The sequence below is a fragment of the Roseivirga echinicomitans genome, assembly GCF_001592935.1.
GTDB lineage: Bacteria > Bacteroidota > Bacteroidia > Cytophagales > Cyclobacteriaceae > Roseivirga > Roseivirga echinicomitans.
The window spans coordinates 111,246-135,652 of record NZ_LRDB01000001.1 but is presented as its reverse complement, the minus strand read 5'-3'; the positions used below and the strand labels follow the sequence as shown (position 1 = coordinate 135,652).

General features: G+C 40.0%; 19 protein-coding genes. 11 read left to right on the top strand and 8 right to left on the bottom strand.

The genetic code is table 11. The annotated features are described in order from the left end of the window. Positions 1-88: 88 nt before the first annotated feature. Positions 89-4,093 carry an AAA domain-containing protein gene (locus AWN68_RS00645; RefSeq protein WP_068410035.1) on the top strand — a complete coding sequence of 1,335 codons (4,005 nt, stop codon included), beginning with the start codon at positions 89-91 and terminating at the stop codon, positions 4,091-4,093. Here AWN68_RS00645 and AWN68_RS00640 read toward each other — a convergent pair. The 4 genes from AWN68_RS00640 to recQ are packed head-to-tail and all read right to left on the bottom strand — an operon-like array spanning position 4,090 to position 9,297. Next, positions 4,090-4,560: a gliding motility lipoprotein GldH gene (locus AWN68_RS00640; RefSeq protein ID WP_068410034.1), complete on the bottom strand. Its 471-nt coding sequence runs from the start codon at positions 4,558-4,560 to the stop codon at positions 4,090-4,092. The genes AWN68_RS00645 and AWN68_RS00640 overlap by 4 nt on opposite strands. Further along, positions 4,557-5,750 (bottom strand): PSP1 domain-containing protein, encoded by a 1,194-nt coding sequence (locus AWN68_RS00635; protein WP_068410031.1) that lies wholly within the window; start codon positions 5,748-5,750, stop codon positions 4,557-4,559. Before AWN68_RS00635 ends, AWN68_RS00640 begins: the two co-directional genes overlap by 4 nt. A 34-nt stretch (positions 5,751-5,784) precedes the next feature. Then, complete coding sequence (purD, locus tag AWN68_RS00630; protein WP_068410029.1) at positions 5,785-7,074, bottom strand: phosphoribosylamine--glycine ligase; 1,290 nt, start codon at positions 7,072-7,074, stop codon at positions 5,785-5,787. Between the two features lie 33 nt (positions 7,075-7,107). Beyond that, entirely contained in the window at positions 7,108-9,297 is a 2,190-nt protein-coding gene (gene recQ, locus AWN68_RS00625; protein ID WP_068410026.1) for a DNA helicase RecQ, read from the bottom strand. 81 nt (positions 9,298-9,378) lie between these two features. Between recQ and AWN68_RS00620 the strand changes: the two genes are divergently transcribed. Together AWN68_RS00620 and AWN68_RS00615 are read left to right on the top strand one after the other, a co-directional pair. Then, positions 9,379-10,350, top strand: a complete 972-nt coding sequence (locus AWN68_RS00620; protein ID WP_068410023.1) for a KpsF/GutQ family sugar-phosphate isomerase — start codon at positions 9,379-9,381, stop codon at positions 10,348-10,350. A gap of 1 nt (position 10,351) precedes the next feature. Beyond that, positions 10,352-11,422 carry a mannose-1-phosphate guanylyltransferase gene (locus AWN68_RS00615; RefSeq protein ID WP_068410021.1) on the top strand — a complete coding sequence of 357 codons (1,071 nt, stop codon included), beginning with the start codon at positions 10,352-10,354 and terminating at the stop codon, positions 11,420-11,422. 76 nt (positions 11,423-11,498) lie between these two features. Here the strand turns inward: AWN68_RS00615 and rlmB are convergent, their stop codons facing one another. Together rlmB and AWN68_RS00605 are read right to left on the bottom strand one after the other, a co-directional pair. Next, complete coding sequence (rlmB, locus tag AWN68_RS00610) at positions 11,499-12,245, bottom strand: 23S rRNA (guanosine(2251)-2'-O)-methyltransferase RlmB (RefSeq protein ID WP_394330267.1); 747 nt, start codon at positions 12,243-12,245, stop codon at positions 11,499-11,501. Continuing rightward, complete coding sequence (locus AWN68_RS00605; RefSeq protein WP_084362707.1) at positions 12,242-13,462, bottom strand: GWxTD domain-containing protein; 1,221 nt, start codon at positions 13,460-13,462, stop codon at positions 12,242-12,244. The genes rlmB and AWN68_RS00605 overlap by 4 nt, the downstream gene beginning before the upstream one ends. Positions 13,463-13,563: 101 nt before the next feature. Here AWN68_RS00605 and AWN68_RS00600 point away from each other — a divergent pair, with 101 nt between their 5' ends. Next, the gene (locus AWN68_RS00600) at positions 13,564-14,337 is read left to right on the top strand and encodes a class I SAM-dependent methyltransferase (protein WP_068410013.1); all 774 of its coding nucleotides are present in this window, start codon (positions 13,564-13,566) and stop codon (positions 14,335-14,337) included. A gap of 31 nt (positions 14,338-14,368) precedes the next feature. On the opposite strand, the gene AWN68_RS00595 is transcribed toward AWN68_RS00600, so the two are convergent. Together AWN68_RS00595 and AWN68_RS00590 are read right to left on the bottom strand one after the other, a co-directional pair. Further along, positions 14,369-17,338: a glycosyltransferase family 117 protein gene (locus AWN68_RS00595; protein ID WP_068410010.1), complete on the bottom strand. Its 2,970-nt coding sequence runs from the start codon at positions 17,336-17,338 to the stop codon at positions 14,369-14,371. Between the two features lie 194 nt (positions 17,339-17,532). Next, positions 17,533-18,177, bottom strand: coding sequence for a hypothetical protein (locus AWN68_RS00590; RefSeq protein ID WP_068410008.1), 645 nt, complete (start codon positions 18,175-18,177; stop codon positions 17,533-17,535). Between the two features lie 128 nt (positions 18,178-18,305). On the opposite strand from AWN68_RS00590, the gene AWN68_RS00585 reads away from it, so the two are divergent. The 7 genes from AWN68_RS00585 to AWN68_RS00555 all read left to right on the top strand — a co-directional run bounded on the left by AWN68_RS00585 (position 18,306) and on the right by AWN68_RS00555 (position 24,407). Beyond that, a complete protein-coding gene (locus tag AWN68_RS00585) occupies positions 18,306-19,508 on the top strand; it encodes a tetratricopeptide repeat protein (protein WP_157716015.1) in 1,203 nt (400 codons plus the stop codon). Between the two features lie 85 nt (positions 19,509-19,593). Continuing rightward, complete coding sequence (locus tag AWN68_RS00580; RefSeq protein WP_068410002.1) at positions 19,594-20,076, top strand: Lrp/AsnC family transcriptional regulator; 483 nt, start codon at positions 19,594-19,596, stop codon at positions 20,074-20,076. 11 nt (positions 20,077-20,087) lie between these two features. After that, the gene (locus AWN68_RS00575) at positions 20,088-20,591 is read left to right on the top strand and encodes a phosphoribosyltransferase family protein (RefSeq protein ID WP_068410000.1); all 504 of its coding nucleotides are present in this window, start codon (positions 20,088-20,090) and stop codon (positions 20,589-20,591) included. A 57-nt stretch (positions 20,592-20,648) separates the two neighbouring features. Then, positions 20,649-21,482, top strand: coding sequence for a mechanosensitive ion channel family protein (locus tag AWN68_RS00570; protein ID WP_068409994.1), 834 nt, complete (start codon positions 20,649-20,651; stop codon positions 21,480-21,482). 76 nt (positions 21,483-21,558) lie between these two features. Next, positions 21,559-22,377, top strand: a complete 819-nt coding sequence (panB, locus tag AWN68_RS00565; RefSeq protein WP_068409989.1) for a 3-methyl-2-oxobutanoate hydroxymethyltransferase — start codon at positions 21,559-21,561, stop codon at positions 22,375-22,377. A gap of 123 nt (positions 22,378-22,500) precedes the next feature. Beyond that, positions 22,501-23,727 (top strand): NADP-dependent isocitrate dehydrogenase, encoded by a 1,227-nt coding sequence (icd, locus tag AWN68_RS00560; protein ID WP_068409988.1) that lies wholly within the window; start codon positions 22,501-22,503, stop codon positions 23,725-23,727. A 50-nt stretch (positions 23,728-23,777) separates the two neighbouring features. Beyond that, complete coding sequence (locus AWN68_RS00555) at positions 23,778-24,407, top strand: LON peptidase substrate-binding domain-containing protein (protein WP_157716014.1); 630 nt, start codon at positions 23,778-23,780, stop codon at positions 24,405-24,407.

Here is a 24,407-nt window from a genome sequence, read left to right as displayed (position 1 = left end):
GAGAATAAAATGCTTTTTATAGCATTCTTTTTTAGAATAAAGAACCACTGATTTTACCCGAACCAAAGACTAATTCCTAAATTCGCTTATGCAACACATTTTGCAATCCTACCTCAGGCGATTGACAAACCTTTCAGCGAACAACCGCTCGCTGGTGTTGCTCAAGCTTTTGTCCGATCAGTTCATCGACCTCCACGATTTCGATCATATGGACTTAAAGCCCTCTTTTCGGATTATAGAAGATATTATTGTGCAGAAAACCTCCATTCCGCTTATTCCGAATTCAGATGCGAGGGAAGCACGGTCTAATCAGCTGGCTACCCGATTGAGACAAGTGAAAAGAAGGGAGCAGTTCCTTTTTGATGAAACGGGAGGAAAAGACCTGTATGTCGGTTGGCCTTTTGTGCAGGGCAAGTTCAACGATGGTTCTATCGTTCGTGCACCTCTCATTTTCTTTCCGGTTAACCTGGAAATGAATGACAATGAATGGAGTCTAAAGCCGAGGACGGACGTAAACGTAACATTGAACAAGAGTTTTTTAATGGCTTATGCCCATTTTAATAATGTAAGCCTTGATGAAGATTTGCTTGAAAGGTCTTTTGATGATTTCGAAAAGGGAAGTACAGTATTCAGGTCGAGTCTGTATGATTTATTGGAAGAAAGCAAAATCAGTATCCGATTTGGGAGTGCCATTTATGCCGATAAACTGAATCCATTTGCTGAATTCTCAAAGGCCGGATTTGAAAAGGAAAATGATCTTGGCAAACTCAACCTGATTTCGGAAGCCGTGTTGGGCATTTTCCCCCAAGCCGATTCTTACCTCATGCCAGATTATGATCACATGCTGGCCAATTTAAAAGTGGATTCGCTAGAAGAGTTCTTTGCTCATAAAAATCTATCAGAACAAAATGACTTTGGGGCTGACTTTGACCCTTACCGATACTTTCTGGACAAGGTGAAAGAGGAAGAAACCTTCACTCCTTTCAGAAAGGATGTCTTTCAAGAGAATGCGATTAAGGCGGTTAAAAAGGGGAATTCCATTGTAGTGCAAGGCCCTCCTGGCACAGGTAAATCCCAACTGATATGTAATCTGATGGCCGACTATATGGCTAGGGGGAAGAAAGTGCTTTTAGTAAGCCAGAAACGAGCGGCTTTAGATGTGGTGTATGAACGCCTGAAATCTAAGGATATCACTGATTTTGTTGGCTTGGTACATGATTTCAAGGATGATAGGAAGGAAATTTACTCGAAGATTTCTAACCAAATTTCTCGATTGAATGAATATAAAAGGAACAATACCAATCTCGATGCCATTCAACTCGATCGTGCTTTTAAGCAGGCCAGCCGAACCATTGATGATATAACCGATACGCTAGAAGAATATAAAAAGGCTTTGTTCGATGATACCGAAAGTGGCCTTTCTGTAAAGGAGTTATACCTCACCTCGGACCCCGAAATGGAGTCCATTCCTTTGGTTCAAGAATATCATCAGATTGACTTTAGGGGCAATCAGTTTGAAAAGGAAATGACGCGCTACTTTGAGTATGTGCAGAAGTTGAATGTAGAGGGACACCCCTGGTCTGAAAGGGTTGATTTTTCTTCTTTCAAGATTCAGGACCTAAAGAAAATGCTGGAGTACCTGGATGAGATTCCTGTAAAGACAAGCCGTTTGGCAACAGAAGTTTCCTCTATTTTGGATGAAATGGTGGATTATGATACCTGCCGAAGAATGGCTGAGAATCTAGACAAGCTTAAAGACTTTAATGAGTACCTGAAAAACGAAAAAATCTACGCCCTGCTTAAGCCAATGATCGGGATCCCCAATAGGGATGGCGATTTGCTTTGGCTGGCCAACAGTAGGGTCTTGATCAATAAATGCTTTGAAGACGAAGGAATTGAGAAGAGTTTGGAAACCAAAGAACTTGGAGAAGTTCAGACGCTATTGAAAAAAAGGGCCAATGCTCGCAAATCGTTTGTCAGGTCTATCAAGTGGAGTTTTTCAAAAGAGAAGCTTCGATTGGCTAGAATTCTTGTGGCCAATGGACTTTCCAACACGAAAGAAGATTTTCAAACTTTGGATCAAAGGATTGATAATCGCTTGAATTTACAGCATCAGATTACAAAGGTTAAGTCCGTCATATGGGTCAAAGAAGCTCCAAATTCTTTTGAGCAGGAAGATTTAAATGTTTGGATTGATCAACTCGAAATGGCCCTTAAGGCCAAGTTGATTTTTGCTTCATTCACCAATTTCAAAGAGTATTTTCCCGTCAATAAACTTACTGCCAAGGAAATAAAGTCAAGAGTAAGCGCTGTTCGCGCTACATTAAAGGACTTACCTAAAAAGAGGGAAGTGTGGAATAAATACATACTTCCTGTACAGATTGACCAGTTGTTACTTTCTCAGGATTTTCTTTCACAATTGAAAAGGACATTGAAACGCGATTTCGATTCTATTTGCGAGATGGACCTGATTAAAGCTTCTTTAACTGAGGCTAGGCTTTCAGGGCTCAAAAGGTTAGAGGAATTGGGGGCAAGAACCACCTCAGAGTACATAGCCATTTTCGACAATAGTCTACGTTTGGCTTGGATCGACCATGTTGAAAGTAAACACCCAATCTTGAGGTCGGTATCTACCTTGAAGTTTGAGCAAATGATCAGCGACCTTCAGGATGCCGAGGCACAAAAACTAGAAACGAGTACTCAAATTTTGCTTCAAAAGGCCAGAGAAAAAACCTACGAGCCTGCGGAATACAATCGCCTCAATAATATGACTACCTACCGCGACCTTGAACATCAGGTAAATAAGAAGCGGCAGATTTGGCCTTTGAGAAAGCTAGTTAATCATTTTTCGGAAGATATTTTTTCTTTGATGCCTTGTTGGATGGCCTCACCAGAATCAGTTTCTGCCATTTTTCCAATGGAAAGCTTTTTCGATTTAGTCATTTTTGATGAAGCCAGTCAGTGCTTTTCAGAGAAAGGCTTACCTGCCATTTATAGAGGGAAGCAATTAGTCATTGCTGGCGATAACCAACAACTGAGGCCAAATGACCTGTATCGGGTAAAGTGGGAAGAGGGGTCGGAAGAGATGGCACTAGAAGTGGAATCACTTTTAGAGCTGGTGAGTAAGTTCCTAATGCAAGTGCAACTTCAAGGTCATTACAGAAGTCAGTCACTGGCTTTGATCGACTTTTCGAACCAACATTTCTATAAGGGGAAGCTTCAGATGCTTCCTCATTTTAATCAAATCAATGATTCAAAACCCGCCATTGATTTCATCAAAATGGATGGCCTTTGGGAAAAAAGGACCAATGCACTCGAAGCTGAAAAAGTGATTGAATTACTACTTCAGCTCAAGAAGAGTGAAACGTCTAAATCGGTAGGTGTGGTTACTTTCAATATAAGCCAGCAACATTTAATTCAAGATAAAATTGAAGAAAACGGACTTGGTGATTGGGAAGGGCTTTTTGTGAAGAACATTGAAAACGTTCAAGGTGATGAACGTGACATTATCATTTTTTCTACGGCTTATGGGCGTGACGCGAAAGGCAAAATTAATCTACAATTTGGTAGCCTAAATATGGCTGGCGGAGAGAATCGGTTGAATGTAGCCATTACACGGGCAAGGGAAAAGGTAGTGATTGTAACTTCACTGCTGCCGGAGGAAATGACGGTGGGGCAATTGAAGAATGAGGGGCCTAAGTTGCTCAGGTCTTATCTAGAGTATGCAAGAAAGGTGTCAGAAGGTGAATATGAACCCACTGTCAATACCTCAAAATTTTTTGGTCAAGATTGGTATTTGAAAAATAAACTGAAGGATTGGGAAAAAGAGTTGAGTATAAAACTCACCGAAGAACTTCCTTTTGCAGACCTTTCTTTAAAGTGGAGGGGAAAGTACAAGGGTGTTTTAATGACGGATGACAATGTGTTTTATGAAAGCTCCACGGTTAAGGACAGCTTCGTTTATAAGCCATTTCTATTGGAGTCGAAAGAATGGAAATACAAGTTTGTCCATAGCCGTAATTTCTGGCAAAACCCTCAAGTCGTAAAGGAAAACATCGGTCGTTTGGTTGAAACTGTTCAAGAAACAAACTAATTCGAGACCTCTTCCACCCGAACCCCTACAGATGGTACTTCCTGTAAATTTGCTTCGCGCATATATTGGGCTATCTTGATTTTAAATACTCCCGTTTTTGGAAAGGTATAGGCAGGAAGGATCTCTACTTCGTGTTGAAAAATACTGTTGCCTTTGCCTGATGGCTTGCCTGTAATGGGGTCAAACAATTGAATATTGATCAACTCGGACTTGATTTCTGTGCCTTGTTCGTTTAGTAAATAATAAGTGAGGTAGAGGTTTTGAGATTTAAAATCAATTGAGTTACGAACGTTCAGCAGTACTCTTTTGGGTTGGCTGTCTTCAATGCTAAACTCGAATTCAGGTATGGTATCCATGTTCCATACTGCAGCCTCAAAATCATAAACATCTTCATAGATTTTGTGCCGATCGCAAGCGCTTAGTGTAATCACCAAAGCTAGCAGACAAAGCCATTGTACTCGTTTCATTTTTGTGGCCTGCTATTTTTATTGTTACGATTATTTCGGTTTCTGTTCTTGTTGCTCCTATTCCTGTTTTTGGAATTGAGATTACCCTTCTGTCCACCTTGATTTTGTCCCTTGTCTTTTTGCTTGAACTTCTTGTCCATTTTTTCAAGGTCACGGTTGATACCCACATCACTCAAGTCTTTAATCTCAAGTTCATCGAGGGTAAGGGTTTCGGGAATTACCCCATCTTCATTCATGGCTTTAATTTCAGCTACCCTTGCGACATCAATAGGATGCCAAGTGTTTTCGCCATCGTAGCCAAACCACATGATTTTTCTGAAAATGTCTGTTTTTTGAAGTTTAGCATCTCCTACTTTAGTTTTCAATTTGGTTACCTCTGGAATGTCCTCTAGGGCATCCATATAGGTTTCCAGTTCGTAGTTAAGGCAGCATTTTAGTCGTCCACATTGCCCAGAAAGCTTGCCTGGGTTTAGACTTAGGTTTTGATAACGGGCTGCGCTTGTGCTTACACTTTTGAACTCGTTCAACCAGGTAGAACAGCAGAGCTCTCTTCCGCAAGAACCTATTCCGCCCAAACGGCCAGCTTCTTGTCGAAGGCTAATTTGCTTCATTTCTACCCTGATTTTGAACTCACTTGCCAACACTTTGATGAGTTCTCTAAAGTCAACACGATCTTCTGCAGAGTAGTAAAAAGTGGCTTTTGTATTGTCCGATTGAAACTCAACATCGGTGAGTTTCATGTTCAATTGTTGATCTTGAATGATTTGGCGCGTACGAAACATGGTAGGCATGTCGCGTTTTCTGACGCTATCATATTTTTCCAGGTCTTTGATTGTAGCCTGACGGTATACTTTCCTGATTTCATCGTTATTGGCTACCTTTTTCTTTTGCATTTGAAGCCTCACCAGCTCACCCTGCATAGAAACATAACCCAAATGATGACCACTTGGCACGTCTACAATGACGGCATCGCCAGTAACAAAATCTATGTTATCCGTATTACGGAAGAATTCCTTTCTGCCGTTTTTGAATCTAACCTCTACAATATCGAAAGTATCAACAGCGGGCATGTCCATATTGGACAACCAGTCGAAGACATTCATTTTGTTACAACCTCCGGTTGAACAGCCTCCGTTATTGTTGCAGCCAGAGACTTCCCCTTCGGTACTTACTCCACAACTACAGCTCATATATTATATTTAAGACCTTTTGGCCGTTAAATCGTTATTTTAATAATTTCAAAATGTCTTGGCCAATATCGGTTCTATGATATTCATCCTGCCAAGAAATTTTCTTCACCCCATTATACGCATTTTCAAGGGCTTTTTCTACTGATTCCCCCATCCCCGTAACGGCCAATACTCTACCGCCATTGGTTAGTGTTTGCCCAAAAGGATTCAATTGAGTGCCTGCATGAAAAACTGAGGCTTCATTTACGCTCTCAATTCCAGTAATTTCTTTGCTCTTTTCATAAGCTTCAGGGTAACCGCCAGCAACCATCACCACAGTAGTGGCAGTTTGTGGACTAACACTAAAGGTTTTTTCATTGAGTGTTCCATTGGCAGAACCTTCCAAAATTTCTAGCAAATCAGAATCAATTCTAGACAAAACTGATTGCGTTTCTGGGTCACCCATTCGAACGTTATACTCAATTACAAAAGGCTCGCCCTCCATGTTCATAAGCCCGATGAAAAGGAAACCTTTATAGTCAATCCCTTCTTTTTTCAAGCCATTGATGGAAGGCTTGATTACTTTCTCTTCCACCTTGGCTAAAAACGATGGTGTAGCGAAAGGCACTGGAGAAATGGCGCCCATACCTCCTGTATTTAGTCCCGTATCTTGTTCTCCTATACGTTTGTAATCTTTGGCTTCAGGTAGAATTTTATAGTTAGTACCGTCACTCAATACAAAAACAGAGAGTTCGATTCCTTTTAAGAACTGTTCAACCACTACACGGCTTGAGGCTTCACCAAATTTGGCGTCTACCAGCATTTCCTTTAGGGTTTCGCGAGCGTGTTCGGCTGTTTCTGAAATAATTACTCCTTTTCCAGCGGCCAAACCATCGGCTTTTAGTACGATGGGTGTTGGGTGACTTGAAACATAATTGAGCCCTTCTTCCAGCGTGTCAATCGTGAAGGTTTTAGATTTTGCCGTTGGGATTCCATGACGATTCATGAAGTCTTTCGAGAAATCCTTGCTGCCTTCTAATTGAGCGCCAGCCGCCCCTGGGCCGACCAAAAGCACATTCTTAAGTTGACTATTTTTTTCAAAGTAATCACGGATACCATTTACCAAGGGGTCTTCTGGCCCAACGACTACTAAGTTGATCTGGTTGGTAATTACAAATTCACCAATGGTTTTAAAATCAGTTACTTTAATATTTACGTTTTCAGCAATGGTTGCCGTACCCGCATTTCCAGGGGCAACAAACATCTTATTACATCGTGGGCTTTGCGAAATTTTCCAAGCAAAAGCATGTTCGCGTCCGCCACTGCCCAACACAAGAATATTCATGAATATTTGAAATTTTTGAAGCGCTAAAGGTAATTAATTTGCGTATTCTGAATGGAATTTTATTCTGACCAATCGAAGATCTTCTTCTGAAACATCTTCATTCGCAAATTCTTCTAATGCCAATTGAATGTCATCACTTTCGGCATTTAAGAAGTAATCAAGAATGTCCTCCTCTCGGTCTTCATCCATAATTTCCTCTAAATAGTAGTCGAGATTGAGCTTGGTACCTGCAAAACAGATAATTTCCATTTCGTCCAATAAAGTGTCCATCGTCCAACTTTTCATTTCAGCTACTTCTTCCAAGTCAATCTTTCTATCGATTTGTTGAATGATGTAGATTTTATTTTTGGATTTTGAACCAGAGGATTTTATCACTACCACATCTTCGATATCAATGTCGTTGTCTTCAACATATTTACTGATGACTTTAAGGAACGGTGCTCCAAATTTTTGAACCTTGCCCATTCCAATACCATTGATGTTGCTCAGGGCTTCTTCTGTGGTTGGGTAAGTGGTGGCCATTTCTTGAAGAGATGGCTCTTGGACAATAGCATAAGGAGGTAAATCGTGCTCCTTGGCTACTTTTCTTTGTTCCGCTTTCAATAAATCGAACAACACTTTGTCGAAGGACTGACCTGTTGTAGACTGATGGGTTACTTCATTGCCATCATCTTCACCTAGGTCAATGTCACTAAAGTCATGATCTTTGGTAAGTTTGAAGGAGTATGGTTTTTTCAGAAAATCTTTCCCTTTTTGAGAAAGCTTCAAAACACCAACATTTTCAATGTCTTTGGTAAGAAACTCGTAGAGTAAAGTTTGGCGAACCACAGATTTCCAAAAGCTTTCCTCTTCCGTTTTACCAGTTCCAAAAACGGGAAGTTTATTGTGTTTGTAGCTTTTGATGTATTGGTTCTGAGATCCACGAATCACATTTACAATATGCCCCAATCCGAATCGTTCATCGGTTTCAGTAACGGCTTGAATGGTTGTTTTTATATAGTCTTGTGCCTCATATTCTTCACGTTCAAATTTGCAGTTATCACACATGCCCGTTTCGCGACACACAGCATCATCATGTTCTTCTCCAAAATAGTGAAGCAACTGCTTTCTTCTACATACTGTAGATTCCGCATAAAAACTCATTTCATCCAACAGAATTTTAGAGTTTTCCTTTTCGGTAACTGGTTTGTCTTTGTTGAATTTCTCCAGCTTCATGATATCTGAATAGCTGTAGAACATAATGCACTGTCCTTTTTGTCCATCTCGGCCAGCACGTCCCGTTTCTTGATAATAGCCCTCGAGTGATTTTGGCACATCATAGTGAATAACAAACCTAACGTCTGGCTTGTCAATCCCCATTCCAAAGGCAATGGTGGCTACAATGATATCTACTTCTTCGTTGAGGAAATCGTCTTGATTTTTGACTCTAACATCGGGGTCGAAGCCAGCATGATATGGTTTAGCGTTGAATCCATTCACTTGAAGGAAGTTGGCAATCTCTTCTACCTTTTTACGGCTTAAGCAATAGATGATCCCTGACTTTCCTTTGTTCTCCCGCATGAACTTGATCAATTGTTTTTTGATCGATTTCTTCGGCCTAACTTCGTAATAAAGGTTTTCGCGGTTAAAAGACGACTTGAAAAGGTCGGCTTCTTCCATTTGCAAATTGCGCTGAATGTCTAACTGTACTTTTGGAGTTGCAGTAGCGGTCAGAGCAATGATTGGTAAATCCCCCAACTGGTCAATTATGCTTTTTATCCTTCGGTATTCTGGTCTAAAGTCATGCCCCCATTCAGAAATGCAATGTGCCTCGTCAATAGCCGCAAAAGAAATATTGGCCTGCTTTAGAAAATCTACGTTTTCTTCTTTGGTGAGGGACTCTGGTGCAACATAAAGTAGTTTCACTTCTCCAGCGAGAACCGCCTTTTTAAGTTTGTTGATTTGACTCTTGGTTAAAGTCGAATTCAAAAAACGGGCATTAATGCCCACAGCATTCATTTGATCGACCTGGTTTTTCATCAGGGCAATCAAAGGCGATATTACGATGGCCGTTCCTGGCCTAACAATCGCAGGTAGCTGATAACACATTGATTTACCTGCCCCAGTGGGCATAATCACGAAGGTATTCTTACCTGCGAGAATATTGTTTATGACTGGTTCTTGGTTGCCTCTAAAGGTATCGTAACCGAATACTTCCTTTAATTTTTTTCTTAATTCCTCCACACTTCCTATAAATATATCCAGTTTTCAAAAACGTTTGAGCGAATCCTTATCTTTGTCGCGTATGCTTCAAACGCCATTAAGTTGAAATTAGCAAAAAATATTCAAACCACAGCCAAAAATACACTTCTCAAAGAAGCGGATGCAATTCGTCAGATTTCAGAATTCATAGACGAGCGCTTCGAAGCGATTGTTTTATTGATCTTAGAATTGAAAGGACGGGTTGTTATCACAGGGGTAGGGAAGAGTGCAATTGTGGCAAATAAGATTGTAGCGACCCTAAACTCAACGGGAACGCCTTCTCTTTTTATGCATGCCGCAGATGCCATTCATGGTGATTTGGGAATGGTACAGCCAAATGATGTTGTTATTTGTATTTCGAAAAGTGGAAATACTCCTGAAATTAAAGTGTTGGTTCCGCTGATTAAAAGAACGGGAGCCAAGCTTATCGCTCTGGTGAGTAACCTAGATTCCGACTTGGCCAAGCAAGCGGACCACGTACTGAACGCAACAATTGACAAAGAAGCAGACCCAAATAATTTAGCGCCCACTACAAGTACTACTGTCCATATGGCATTGGGCGATGCTTTGGCTGTTTGCCTTCTAGAGTCCCGAGGTTTTACCAGCGAGGACTTTGCAAAATATCATCCTGGAGGTTCATTGGGCAAGCAGCTATACTTGAAAGTAGAAGATATTTATCCTAAGAACGGCTTGCCAATTGTTAAGCAATCAGATTTAGTAAAAGAAAGTATTCTTGAAATTTCGAAAAACCGTTTAGGCGCTACAGCCGTTGTGGATGATACGGGGAAGCTAACTGGGATTTTTACGGACGGTGATATTAGGCGAATGATCGAAAAAGACATGAGCTTTGAGCGCAGAACCGTAGCAGAGGTGATGACTAGGCACCCTAAGACAATACTAAAGGGAGAGTTTGCATTACGTGCAATGAACCAAATGAGAGAATATTCAATCAATCATTTGGTAGTTTTAGATAGCGTTGAGAATATAGTTGGCTTTATTCATATCCAGGATTTGATTAACGAAGGAATAGTATAGCATGAAACATCATTATGTAGTGATTATGGCTGGCGGCATTGGAAGTCGTTTCTGGCCTTATAGTCGTGCGGACAAGCCAAAACAATTCTTAGATGTTTTGGGTACGGGGCGTACTTTGCTCCAAATGACCTATGATCGTTTTTTGACCATTTGCCCTGAAGAGAATTTTTATATAGTTACCAATAAGCGATATCACGATTTAGTTAAAGAGCAACTCCCCACACTTTCTGAAGATCAAATTCTTTTGGAGCCAATAGGAAGAAATACCGCTGCGGCTGTGGCCTATCCAGCTTTTAAAATAAGGAAGAAAGACCCTAAGGGAGTAATGATTGTGGCTCCTTCTGATCATGTTGTTTTTAAAGAGGGCTTATTTACTCAAAATTTGAAAACGGCTATAAAAGCAGCGGATAGCTCGGACAAGTTGATCACGCTGGGAATTGTTCCTACTAGACCAGAGACGGGGTATGGCTATATTCAGTACCATTCTAGCCCTTTAAAAAAGGTGAAAAAGGTAAAAACATTTACTGAAAAACCTGAATTAGAGCTGGCTCAAAAGTTCGTTGAAAGCGGAGATTTTGTATGGAATGCGGGGATCTTTATTTGGTCTGTAGAAACCATTATTGCTGCCTTGCATGAGCATCTCACTGATTTAGCAGTGATTTTTGAGGAGGGTAATGATGCCTATTATACTCAAGACGAGCAAAAGTTTGTCAATGGCGCTTATGCTCAGTGCAAGAGCATTTCAATTGACTATGGCATTATGGAAAAAGCGGGTAATGTCTTTATGGTGAAAGGTACTTTCGATTGGTCAGACTTAGGGAGTTGGAATTCTTTACATGAGATTAAGACTAAGGACGATCAAGGCAATGTAGTAGATGGAAAAGCACTCTTATATAACTCCAAGAACTGCTATGTAAAGGGCCCGAACGATACATTAATAGTGGCTCAAGATTTAGATGGGTATCTTATTACGCAAAGCGATAATGTAGTTCTCATTTGTAAGAAGGATGCTGAGAAAAAATTTCGTGAATTTTTACACGATGCCAAAGCTAAAGGAGAAGAGTTTAGCTAGACTCTAGCACTAAGGCCAAACAAAAAATGGCTACTCTAAATCAGGCTAGCCATTTTTATTCTCAGTCATAAATTCTTTAGCTGCGTTGTCTTACTACTTCGTATAAGACAACTGAAGTAGCCACAGAAACATTCAGTGATTCTATTTTTCCCTTAATTGGAAGTTTACACAGCTGATCTGAAAGCTTTAGATACTCAGGCGAAATTCCATCTTCTTCTGAACCCATAAGTAAAGCAATAGGCACGGTAAGGTCGTGTTGATAGACTAAATCCGTAGCTTTTTCGGTACAGGCTAAAACCGTAATTCCGTTATCTCTAATTTCTCTTAGGGTAGTTTTTAAATTATCCGCTCGGCAAACAGGGATAAAGTTTAAAGCACCAGCAGAGGTTTTCATGGCATCACTACCTATTTGAGCACTTCCTCTAGATGGGATTACGATGCCATGGGCGCCAACACATTCGGCAGTTCTGGCAATGGCACCAAAATTTCTAACATCAGTAATGCGGTCCAATACAATTAAAAGGGGTACTTCACCCTTGCTGTAAGCTTCGGAAATAATGTTGTCTAAAGAAGCATACTCTACCGATGAAATAAAAGCAATTACCCCTTGATGATTTTTTCTGGTAATGCGGTTGAGTTTTTCGATCGGTACTTTTTGAACTGGAATATTGAAGTCGCGCGCTGCTATAAGTAGTTCAGTAGTAAGTTCGTTTTTAACGTCCTTTTGTAGAAGCAGCTTATCAATTTCTTTCCCAGAATTTATAGCTTCAATTATTGCTCGGCTTCCGTATATGAAGTCCTCTTTCGGTTGGCTTATCATCATTCAATTACTTTTCCACTACGCCAACTGGTCACAGCGTCCATCCATGATTCTTTGTACTTACTTTCTCTTATTAAACTGTAATTCAAAAGATTATTTTCCTCTGAAATAATTTCAAAGTTAAAGCGTATTCTCCCTCCATTTGGAGCAGCGAACACCCATAATTCTTGTTCTTCATTTCGGAATACCTGTAATGGATTTCCATAAATCTGGTACACCATTCCACGGTCGGTTTTCCATCCATCTTTATTGGAAGTGAAGAGATGTGCCGATTTCCTGACTCTTCTATAATAATATTTCACAAAATCTTGAGCTACTCTTCCTCCATTCGAAATACGGGTGGTTATAAAACCTTCGAAGCCCATGCGCGAATCAGAAGCTGTTTTCATGGTTTTAAACTCATCGTTTGTGGTAATGAAAATCAGTGGTTCAATCATTTTTTCAAACTGTCCAAAATAGGGGTAAAATGGATCTGTTACCAGCACTCCAAGGCCATTTGATGGTTCTGTGGAGTCATTAATAACATAATACCCAGGTGTTGAAAATTGTATAATCTCGTTTTCTACGGGACTATAGAGCGTATCAATTTCTATTTTGGCCGGTGCTTTTATTCTCGAATCGTCAAAAGTAGGAATGGCTACCGCTTGGTTGTTGACAACTCCTTGAATTTTATATTTACCATTGTTTCCAAAAACATTTACTAATCTGACAGATTGATCTAGGTTGATAAAGCGAGAGAAATAAGGCACATTTCTTTGTGCCTCAAAAATAAGAAAAGGCTGGTTTTTGGTTGTTTTATTCTTTTCAATCGGAATGTCAATTAAAAATTTTCTATTCCGTAAAACATTATTGACCTCAACCACAATGAGGTTTTGGTCGAGAGTTTTTTCAAACTCAAATAAATAAATAAACTCACGAAAGCCAGTGGCAATTAATGTGGAGGAATCTAATCTTGTGGTGGCATTCACGTGCTTTTCATCAATGTAGCTATTGCGAATATCATATTGAATTTCGTAATCACTGATTTTAACCACACCACTGTTCAGTATAAAACGAAGGTATACTTTTACACGATTACCATCTTGCGCAAGCCTATGGTCAATCAGAAATTCATGGTCTTGGTTGTAAAGAAAACTAACATCCGCGGAGCTCATTCTGCTTTGTGAAAACAGCCATTGAGCGCAAATTGTAAGAATTAATGTAAGTACGAGCCTTTTCATGCGAAGCAAAACTGACGACAAATGTAATCAAATTGTAGGGGAATGCTGTCTTCATTAGCTCATTGTAAGCTAAATGGTTTATTTTTGGGCAAAAGTTAAGAATGGCTACCTATACTACAGAAATCGCATCAGACAAAATTGCCTCTGATAACCCCATACATCAAAGACTATTGAGGGCTTATTATTTGGCTATACCCTATATAAAAGGGGATTTATTGGAGCTGGGCTGTGGCGAAGGGCGTGGTGTAGAACTATTAGCGCCTTTGGCAGATAGCTATGTGGCCTTAGATAAAATTCAATCTGTAATTGATGACTTGAAAAGTAAATACGCTGATCTGGATTTTCGTCAGGCAGTGTTTCCGCCTTTTTCTGATTTAGCCGATAACAGTTTCGATTCTATTGTTTCTTTTCAAGTCATTGAACATGTAAAGAAAGACAAAGAGTTTTTGAAAGAAATCTACCGTGTTCTAAAGCCTGGAGGTAAAGCCATTTTAACCACTCCTAATATTAAGAAAACCCTGACCAGAAACCCTTGGCATGTGAGGGAATATACGGCTCAGCAGTTGACTGATTTAGCTTCTGATATTTTCACTAAAGTGGAAATGAAGGGGGTAGCAGGCAATGAAAAGGTAATGGCTTATTATGAAGAAAATAAGCGATCAGTCCAGCGAATCACTCGTTTTGATATTTTCAATTTACAATACAATTTGCCTGCGCCTTTACTCAGAATTCCTTACGATATTCTCAACAGACTAAACCGTAACAAGCTAAATGATGGGAATACCAAGCTCGTAAACGAAATCAGTCAGGAAGATTACCTCCTGACTGATGATGCAGATACTGCATTAGATTTATTTTTGATTTTAGAGAAATAACCGATTTCTAGGTCATTTCAATACACTCTATTTAGAAATTACTTCGGTCGATGGTCAGCATTGTGTTCTGTCCATCGAGCATTTCTCTTAGCCTTGCTGCTTGCTCAGGGTAGCCATACTGTGAGAATATAGATTGTAAGTACTGAAGCCCGTTTAAGTACTTTCTAAACTCATAATCATAGCGCATTTTCTTCTGCTGGTAAGTAGCCATGTCGTTGAACATTTCTGCAATCTCCATGCCCATCGCGAGTGCTTTTTCTTCCTCACCAATATTCAAGTAAGCTTGAACAAAACTGACAGAAGCAATATCGTAAGGAAGTGACTCTTTCGGCATCACTCTCATACCATAGTCCAAAACGGTTTTGGCTCTAGCGGTATCCCCCTCGCTAATCAACGCATCGGCTAACGTGGTAAAAGTAGACCTGTGATTCTGAGCAAAACCTCTGTAATCTCCATTTAGGTTAGTTTTTGGGTTGTCTAACCCCCTGAACTGGAACTTGTTCATCACATTGTCATACATCAAATCAGTATTGACTATTTCTCTCATACTTCCAGGTTTTTGAACTGGAAGAAGTCGATAGGCCATTCCTTCTTGGACCAAGTAATCATCCAAATCAAAAGGCACAGAGCTCACAGATGTGTAATTGAAATAGATTGGTCTTTCCCAGTTGTTGGAGGCAATCATATCAAGCATCATCAAATGGGCTTTCTCTAAGAAGTTCTCTCCTTGCTTAAAGGTGAAAGTAATCCGATTGGTCTCATACTTCTTAAGGCTATTAGGGATAACTCCAAGCTTTGAGACTTGCGTAGAATCGATATTTAGGAATAATGAACGGGCCGGAACGGTATTGATTATGGTACCCGAACCAAGTGTTCTTTGGATTGCTGGGCTCTCACGTTTTACAAGAGAAATATAATCTTTTAGATCAATGGCTTTGCCTTTGTACTGAGGGCGTTCGTCTACATATAAGTAGTCATTTGTTCCTTGTCTATAATTCTCAATCCCCAGAGTGTAAGGGAAGGCATCAGATTCATTCATCTTCACCTTGGTTTGATCCACATACCAGTCTGTATTATAATAACTGAGTACAATTACTCGAACATCGGTTCTAAAGCCTTCAACTTCCTGAACATACCAAAGTGGGAAAGTGTCATTGTCACCTCCTGTAAAGAGTATGGCATTTGGAGCACATGAAGCCAAGAAGTTTCTAGCAGAATCTACGGAGAAAAATCTCCCAGTTCTATCATGATCGTCCCAGTTTTCAGAAGCCAAAATAATCGGGGAAACGAGACAGAGCGCCAAAGCACCATACGCCAAGGTCTTACCGCGCTTCATTGCAGCACTGCCAATGGCCAATACCGCAAAACCGATCCAAATGGCAAATGCATAGTAGGAGCCAGTGTAGATATAGTCTCGTTCTCGTGGTTCTATTGGTGGTGAATTCAGATAAATTACCAATGCCAAGCCTGTTAGAATAAAGAAGAGGAGTGTAGCTGAGAAACGTTTTGGATCACGGTTAAATTGGAAGAAGAATCCAATCAGACCGAGAATCAATGGAATCATATAATACTGATTCCTAGATTTATTATTCTTAATAAAGTCGGGAACATCCTTATCGCCATCTAGGGCTGTTAAGTAGTCTGCATCTTGAATGTCACTTTCTCTACCCGAAAAGTTGAACATAAAGTAGCGGACATACATATGGCCGATCTGGTGAGAGAACATGAAAGCCATGTTGTCTAAAAATGTTGGTTTTTCTCCTTCTCTGAGGCCTGTAATGGCCATGTATTTTTGAATATGGGCAGGGGAAGAACTATACATCCTTGGCAAAAAAGTAGACCAAGCATCATCATAGGTAGTTTCTACTTTATAGTCAGAGATTTTATACCCGTCTTCATCCTTATAATATATTGGAGCGCCCTGTTTCTGCTCTGGTTGTGGGGCATTATAATACTGACCGTAAAGAAGTGGCCTGCTACCATATTGCTCTCTTTTAAGGTAAGAGATGAATGTCATTACATTCTCTGGGTTGTTTTGGTCTATTGCCGGATTTTCCTTAGAGCGAATTAGAATTACAGCGTAACAAGAATAGCCTATCAACACGAAAGTAATTCCTAACATCAAAGTGTTTAGGGTAACAAATTCTTTTCTTCGCGTCCATTTCAACCCAAAAACAATTGCCGCGATCAACAAGGCAATCATAAATAATGCGCCTGAACCGAAAGGTAAACCAAGGGTGTTTACGAAAGTGATCTCGAACTTTCCGGCCAAGGTGGGTAAGCCAGGAATAATAAAGGAGTTAATCAGCATCACTAAAAAGAGTGATATACCCATCGCAGCAAAAGCACCTTTCCAATTTGGGTTCTCGTATTTCTTAAAATAGTAGATTAAGCCCAATGCAGGCAAAGTAACTAAACCTAAAAGGTGGGCTCCTGTTGAAAGACCCAGCATGTAAAAAATAAGTATGATCCATTTATTTCTTCCACTTTCATCTTCCACAATTTCCCATTTGAGCATGGCCCAAAACACAAAGGCGGTAAAGAATGAAGACATTCCGTATACTTCGCCTTCAACAGCAGAGAACCAGAAAGAGTCTGTAAAGGCAAAGCTCATTGCCCCCACCACACCCGCTCCAGCAAGTAATATTTTTTGAACATGGGTTTCGTTACCTAGTTCAGCATTGATTAATTTTCTACCCAACATTACGATGGTCCAATACAGAAAAAGTACGGCAAAAGCACTCGATACCGCACTCACCATGTTGATCCAATAGGCCACCTGAGTTACATCGCCAAAGGCAAAAAGCGAGAACATGCGCCCAATAAGCATGTATAGAGGTGCACCTGGAGGGTGAGATACTTCCAGTTTATAGGCAATGGCGATAAACTCTCCTGAATCCCAAAAACTAGCGGTTTCTTCGAGAGTCAAAATGTAGACAATCAAGGAAGCTATGAAAACCGCCCATCCGGTGAGATTATTGAATTTCTTAAAATCTGTCATTTCAGTATTTTTAATGGTGGGTTCATTTCTTAAAAAGCAGTAACGAACAGGACACCATGAGCAATTATAAACCTATTTGCAGGGCGTGAAATTAGTAAAATTTAGATTGTAGAAGGGTTAAATTTTATTAATACGGTGAAAGGTGAGTTGTTATGTGAAATACAGACAGAAAAGCGAAGGAGTTTCTTAGTCTTTTATTTGTAGACACCTAAGTAAAACCACAGCCAAAGTAAGAAAAGAGGTACATAAGAAGTGAAGACAATGGCATTTGCGATGGACTTCTTTTTCCGAGCAGCAAAATTTATCCCATAGGTAAGTAGTATCCAGTAACCTATCTCAAAAACATTAAGAGAGGAATTTACATACCAGTATTTTTCCGCGACTTGCTCATGGTTGAAGAAGTTCATATACGAAAGTGGCTCAAAGGCAAGAAAGTCTTGGTAGGTTGGGTCGACATCAATAAAAAAGAACCAAAGAATCGTCAGAATTTCAGGAATAAAAAAGATCATTTCAGCAAACATGGCAATCTGCCAACATTGTTTATAAGTCACCCTGTAGCCCCATAGAAAACAGCCTGTCCATAAAATAAAACCAGTGACGGTGAACTTCAAGGCAAACATTATTGGAATGCCAAGGTATTTCAGTCCGGAAATTGCCTTTAAAAGCATTAGGTCTACCCCGTCCATGAATTTAAATGCGGTAATCTCATATAAAATAAAAGTCTGCTGAATGTATAGTAGCAGAGTAGAGATAATACACATGAGTATAAACACCATCGTTTTATTGATGGACGTGTACTCCTTCATTTTAGCTTCTAACGGGGTGTATTCTCTTGGCATAGCAAAACAATTTCGGACAAATCTACGATTAATGGCTAAATGCAATAATAAAATTAGTTAAGCGTATTGTGAATCGGCTGTGCGGCAGTACTTTTGCACGTCTGTTGCACATAAATCAATTGAAGGGTTTGAAGAAGGTTATTATAGGGGTATTTGTGCTATTTTTATTCGTACCTCATGTGTTGAATGCTCAGGTACAGAAGGACAAAGTTTTGGGTGATACTGCCAAGTATCTTTTGCTCAACATGAACCTTCAAAAAGAGATTACAGATGCAGTTGACTATATGTACAACTTTGACTTTCGTAAAGCGGAAGTTGAGTTCAATTGGATCAAGTATAATTTCCCAGAACACCCCCTTGGTTATTTTTTGTACGGAATTAGTACATGGTGGCAAATGATGCCCAATTTGGAAAAGGAATCTCCGTTAGGTGAGGAGTTTTTGGCCTATATGGATACCGCCATTACAAAGGCAGAGGCCATGATAGACATTGATAAGGATAATATTGAGGCTAATTTCTTCTTAGCGGGTTCTTATGGTTTTCAAGGCCGATATCATTCTGAAAAAAAGAACTGGGGGCGAGCAACCAATGCTGGAAGATTGGCCCTGAAATATTTGGAGAGAACGCACGGCAATGAAAGCTTTAGCCCAGAAATCCTCTTTGGGGATGCCCTATTTAATTATTACTCGGTTTGGATTAGGGAAGAATACCCCTTGTTGAGACCAGTCTTATTTTTTTTCCCAAAAGGAGATAAAAAATTAGGCGTTGAACAAATGAAAACGGTAGCGACTAACGCATTTTATACTAGGGTAGAAGCCATCTACTTTTTAATGCGAATTAAGGCATTTGAGCTGAACGAAACTTCTGATGCCTTGAGGTGGGCGGAATACATAAAAGAGGAATACCCACAAAACCCATACTTTCATCGCTTTTATGCTCAAATGCTATACAATGCTGGGCAATTTCAAGGTGCTGAGAAAGTCTCTTTAGAAATCATGAACAGAATTAAGGCAGGGGCTGTGGGATACGAGGAAATGAGCGGTAGGTATGCCAGTTTCTTTTTGGCGGATATAAATAGGAAAAGAAACGACTGGGATAATGCCGAGGAGTACTATCTCCAAACCATTGCCTATTCAAACGCGTTGGAACTTGAGGAATCTGGGTATTACATCTATTCGTTGCTTTACCTATCAGAATATTATGTTCAAGAAAAACGGTACGATGAGGCCTCTCCTATGCTTGATATGATAAGAGACAACACCAAGCGCAGGGATGACACGAATAAAAAGGCCAGAGAATTAGAAAAGGAAATTAAAAAGAATAGAGATTGAAAATACTCCGTTTCAGCAATTTCATATTGTTTTTATTTTAATAAATGCTTAGTATACAGAATATTATTTCGTCAAATACTTAAAGATGGGTCAAAATATCAAACTTGATAAAATTGATAGAAAAATCTTAGAGATTCTTCAGTCAAATGCAAAAATCACCAATGCACAACTCTCCAAAGAAATAGGGCTATCTCCTGCACCAACCTTGGAGCGTGTGAAAAAACTAGAAGTTTCAGGAATAATCAAGAGTTATCATGCCAAGCTTGATACTGATAAGATTGGTCTTGGTGTGAGCACTTTTGTATATGCTACACTCAAAGGGCATAACAGAGGAAACATTGATGTTTTCTTGGAAGAAATTAATAAAATAGATGAAGTCATCGAGTGTCATCATGTTACAGGATCTGGTGATTTCGTTCTAAAAGTGATTGCCGCTGACATTGCGGCCTATCAAAAACTCATGTTAGAGAAAGTAAGTGATATATCTGTGGTAGATAACTTGCAGTCTATGGTCATACTCTCTACTTTTAAGGATAGCAAAGTAATGCCACTATCCGGAGGGGAGTAGCTCATAACTATATGTTAAAAGGAAAAAAGCAGATTTTAGATAAAAGCCAGATCGAACAGAAGATCAGACGAATGGCCTACGAAATCTATGAGCAGAATCATGAGCTCAAAGAGATTATTTTGGCAGGAGTGGCTGAAAATGGACTCAAGATATCGTCAATGTTGAAAAAGGAAATAGAGGCTATTTCCAAAATTACTGTACATGTGGCTAAGTTAAGTGTGGAAAAAGATGCTCCAGTACAGCCTCATGTAGAATTTTCGGATTTCCCGAAGATCGAACAGTTTACCATGGTGCTTGTTGATGATGTAATGAACTCTGGAAGAACCATGATCTACGCCCTTGATCCCTTCCTGAAAATGGGGGCAAAAAAAATACAAACTGCGGTATTGGTAAATAGAAGTCACAAACGCTATCCAATTTCGGTAGACTATAAAGGCCTTGAATTGGCCACTACCATTCAAGAACACATACAAGTGAATTTGACGGACTCTGATTTTTCCGCACATTTGTATTGATTTTTAATATCAGGTTTGACCTCATGTTAGACCTACAAAACCTTAAACATATAAAGAATGGAATCTGATTTACAAGAAAGTGTAACTGGCACATGGGATCTTATAGTGAGCTATGTAGTAGGTTATGGCCTAGAAGTTTTAGGGGCAATAGTCACTCTAATTATTGGCTCTTGGGTTATAAAGCGTCTCGTAAAACTGTCTCATAAAACTCTTTTAAAGAGAGATATTGACGTAATACTAATTCCAACCTTGGTCGGTGTGGTAAGAGTGGCACTTTACGCGGCCTTAATTTTTGCTGTAATTGCTCAAATAGGAATTGAAACTTCAGGATTTTTAGCTGTTTTTGGTGGAGCTGCTTTGGCCATTGGTTTAGCCCTTCAGGGCAGTTTGGCCAATTTTGCTGGCGGAATATTAATATTAACACTGAAGCCTTTTAAAGCGGGAGATTATGTGGAAATAGATGGTACTGGAGGTGCTGTAAATGGTGTTTCTATTATGACGACTGTATTGAAAACACCTGATAACAGAACTATATTTTTGCCTAACGGGAAGGTTGCAGGCGCCAATATTGTTAACTTTTCTTTGGAACCAAAACGTAGATGGGACAAAGTTTTTGGAATTGGTTATGGAGATGATTTTGAAAAAGCAAAAGGCATTATCTTGAAAATAATTGAAACTGATAGCCGCTTTTTAAAAGATCCAGCACCAATGGTTAGAGTAGGAAATTTAGGAGACAGCAGTGTAGATATTACGGTGCGTGCTTGGGTAGAAACTCCTGAATATTGGAACGTAAACTGGGATATGATTGAGAAAGTGAAAAAAGCATTCGATGCCGAAGGAATTTCAATTCCTTTCCCGCAAAGAGATATTCACATTTTCAATGAAAAATAACCGTAGATAGCCATCGCTATTCTTTACAAAACAAGAAGGGGTAAATGTTTATATTTACCCCTTTAATTTTATCGACATGTCAATACACAAATCGGAAATAAAGAAAATTACCACGCACCAGTTGCAAGCCATGAAAGATCGTGGTGAGAAAATATCTATGCTTACGGCTTATGATTATTCAATGGCCTCTTTGGTGGATGAAGCGGGTATAGATATCATCCTCGTGGGTGATTCAGCTTCTAATGTAATGGCTGGCCACGAAACCACTTTGCCTATCACACTCGATCAAATGATCTACCATGCCAGTTCAGTGGTTCGAGCAGTCAAGCGTGCTTTTGTAGCCGTAGATATTCCCTTTGGTTCATATCAAGGAAATAGCTCGGAGGCTCTACGTTCTGCCATCAGAATAATGAAGGAATCTGGTGCACATAGTGTGAAGATGGAAGGTGGAGCCGAAATCAAAGAGTCAGTCACTAGAATTTTGAGTGCTGGTGTTCCTGTAATGGGGCATTTGGGTTTAACCCCTCAGTCCATTTATAAATTCGGTACTTACTCTGTAAGGGCGAAGGAAGAAGACGAAGCCGATAAGCTCATTGAAGATGCTAAGCTTTTAGAGGCTTGCGGTTGCTACGCAATTGTACTAGAAAAAATACCTGCTGAACTCGCCAAACGTGTTTCGGAAGAAATTAATATCCCAACCATCGGTATCGGGGCTGGCCCACATGTAGACGGTCAGGTTTTGGTGATTCACGATATGCTGGGCATTACTACGGAGTTTAAACCGCGTTTCTTAAGGCAGTATGCGGATTTGGGAACCACCATTAAAAATGCGGTGACCAACTATGTGAAAGATGTAAAAGCGAAAGACTTCCCTAACGACAAAGAAAGCTATTAAAAGGGCTTAAAACTGAGGGGCTAAAATTACAGGGAAAGTCCAAGTTGGGGAACTTTCAACCTAGATAATTTCTTACCTTAGCATCAATAACTCGAATTACGAATCACATAACCGTTTAACGAAATGAGCGAACAAAAAATAACCATTAGTAACGGGGTTCTAAATGTACCCAACAACCCTACAGTTCCATTTATTGAAGGAGATGGCATTGGTGTAGATATTTGGCCAGCCGCCCAAAAAGTATTGGACAGCGCTGTAGAAAAAGCCTACAAGGGTGCGAAAAGCTTAGCGTGGAAAGAAGTTTTGGCTGGAGAAAAAGCCTTCAACGCAACAGGCGAGTGGATGCCTACCGCTACGCTAGATGCTTTCAGAGAATATTTGGTAGGAATTAAAGGCCCCTTGACTACTCCAGTAGGAGGTGGAATTCGTTCATTGAATGTTGCCCTTCGCCAAGAATTGGATTTATACGCTTGTGTTCGTCCAGTAAGATGGTTTGAAGGAACACCTTCTCCAGTAAAAGAGCCAGGGCTTTGCGACATGGTGATTTTTAGAGAAAACACGGAAGATATTTATGCGGGTATCGAGTTCGAACAAGGAACTGACGATGCTAAAAAAATGAATGACTTTTTAAAGTCAAACTTCCCTAAAAAATTCGCAAAAGTTAGATTCCCTGAATCTTCAGGTTATGGTTTAAAGCCAGTTTCAGAAGAAGGAACACATCGTTTGGTGAAAAGTGCCATCGATTTCGCTTTCGAGCAAAAAAGAGACTCTGTTACCCTAGTACATAAGGGTAACATCATGAAATACACCGAAGGTGCTTTCAAAACTTGGGGTTACGAATTGGCTAAAAATAGCTACGGAGCCAAAGATTACCAAGGTGGCCCTTGGCAAGTCATTGAGAAGGATGGACATCAAGTGATCATTAAAGATGTGATTGCCGATGCATTCCTTCAGCAAATCCTTCTAAGACCAGCGGAGTATTCTGTGATCGCAACATTGAACCTAAATGGTGACTATGTTTCTGATGCTTTGGCTGCTATTGTTGGTGGTATTGGTATTGCTCCTGGCGCGAACATTAACTACCTAACTGGAACTGCAATTTTTGAAGCGACACACGGTACAGCTCCAAAATATGCTGGTCAAGACAAGGTGAATCCAGGTTCAGTAATTCTTTCTGGCGCTATGATGTTAGAATACATGGGCTGGCAAGAAGCGGCTAATTTGATCTATAAAGGCCTGGAAGCTTCAATTGCTAAAAAACGAGTCACCTACGATTTCGAGCGACTGATGGATGGAGCAACACTCCTTAAATGCTCTGAATTTGGAGATGAAATCATTAAGAATATGTAAACAATAAGCCCCGAAAGGGGCTTTTGTTTTTCATGCCAACCAATTTAGCAATGGAAGAATTCCTCCCTTTTTTTCCTTTAAAACTTGTCGTTTTTCCTGACGAAAAACTCAATCTTCATGTTTTCGAACCTCGCTATAAACAGCTGGTGAGCGAATGTGTAGCCGAAGGTAAAAGCTTTGGGGTTCCTGTGTTCGATACAGGGATTATGGAGTTTGGCTCCGAGATGATAGTGGAGAAAGTAGTGAAAGCTTACCCCAACGGAGAAATGGACATTGTTGCTCGTTGCACAAGAGTTTTTGAATTGGTGACTTTCCAAGAAATGGTTGCGGGAAAGCTCTACGCTGGAGGTAAGGTTACTTTTATTGAGAATAATAAAAATGGTGAAGCTGCGCAATGGTCTCGTTTAAAGGAGTTGGCCGCCCAATTGGTTGAGATTCTCAGGATGGACCACAAACTCAATGTTGCGGATTTGACCGAAGAATATCAACTAGCTCATAAATTGGGCTTATCTTTAGCGCAAGAATACGATATGTTGCAAATGGAAAACCAGTCGCAGCGATACGAATTTTTGATCAGTCATATGGAACGTGCCATTCCTTTTGTGAAAGAGATGGAGCGTGCCAAGGAACGGATTCAATTGAATGGACATTTCCAGCATATCGACCCATTGAAGTTTTAA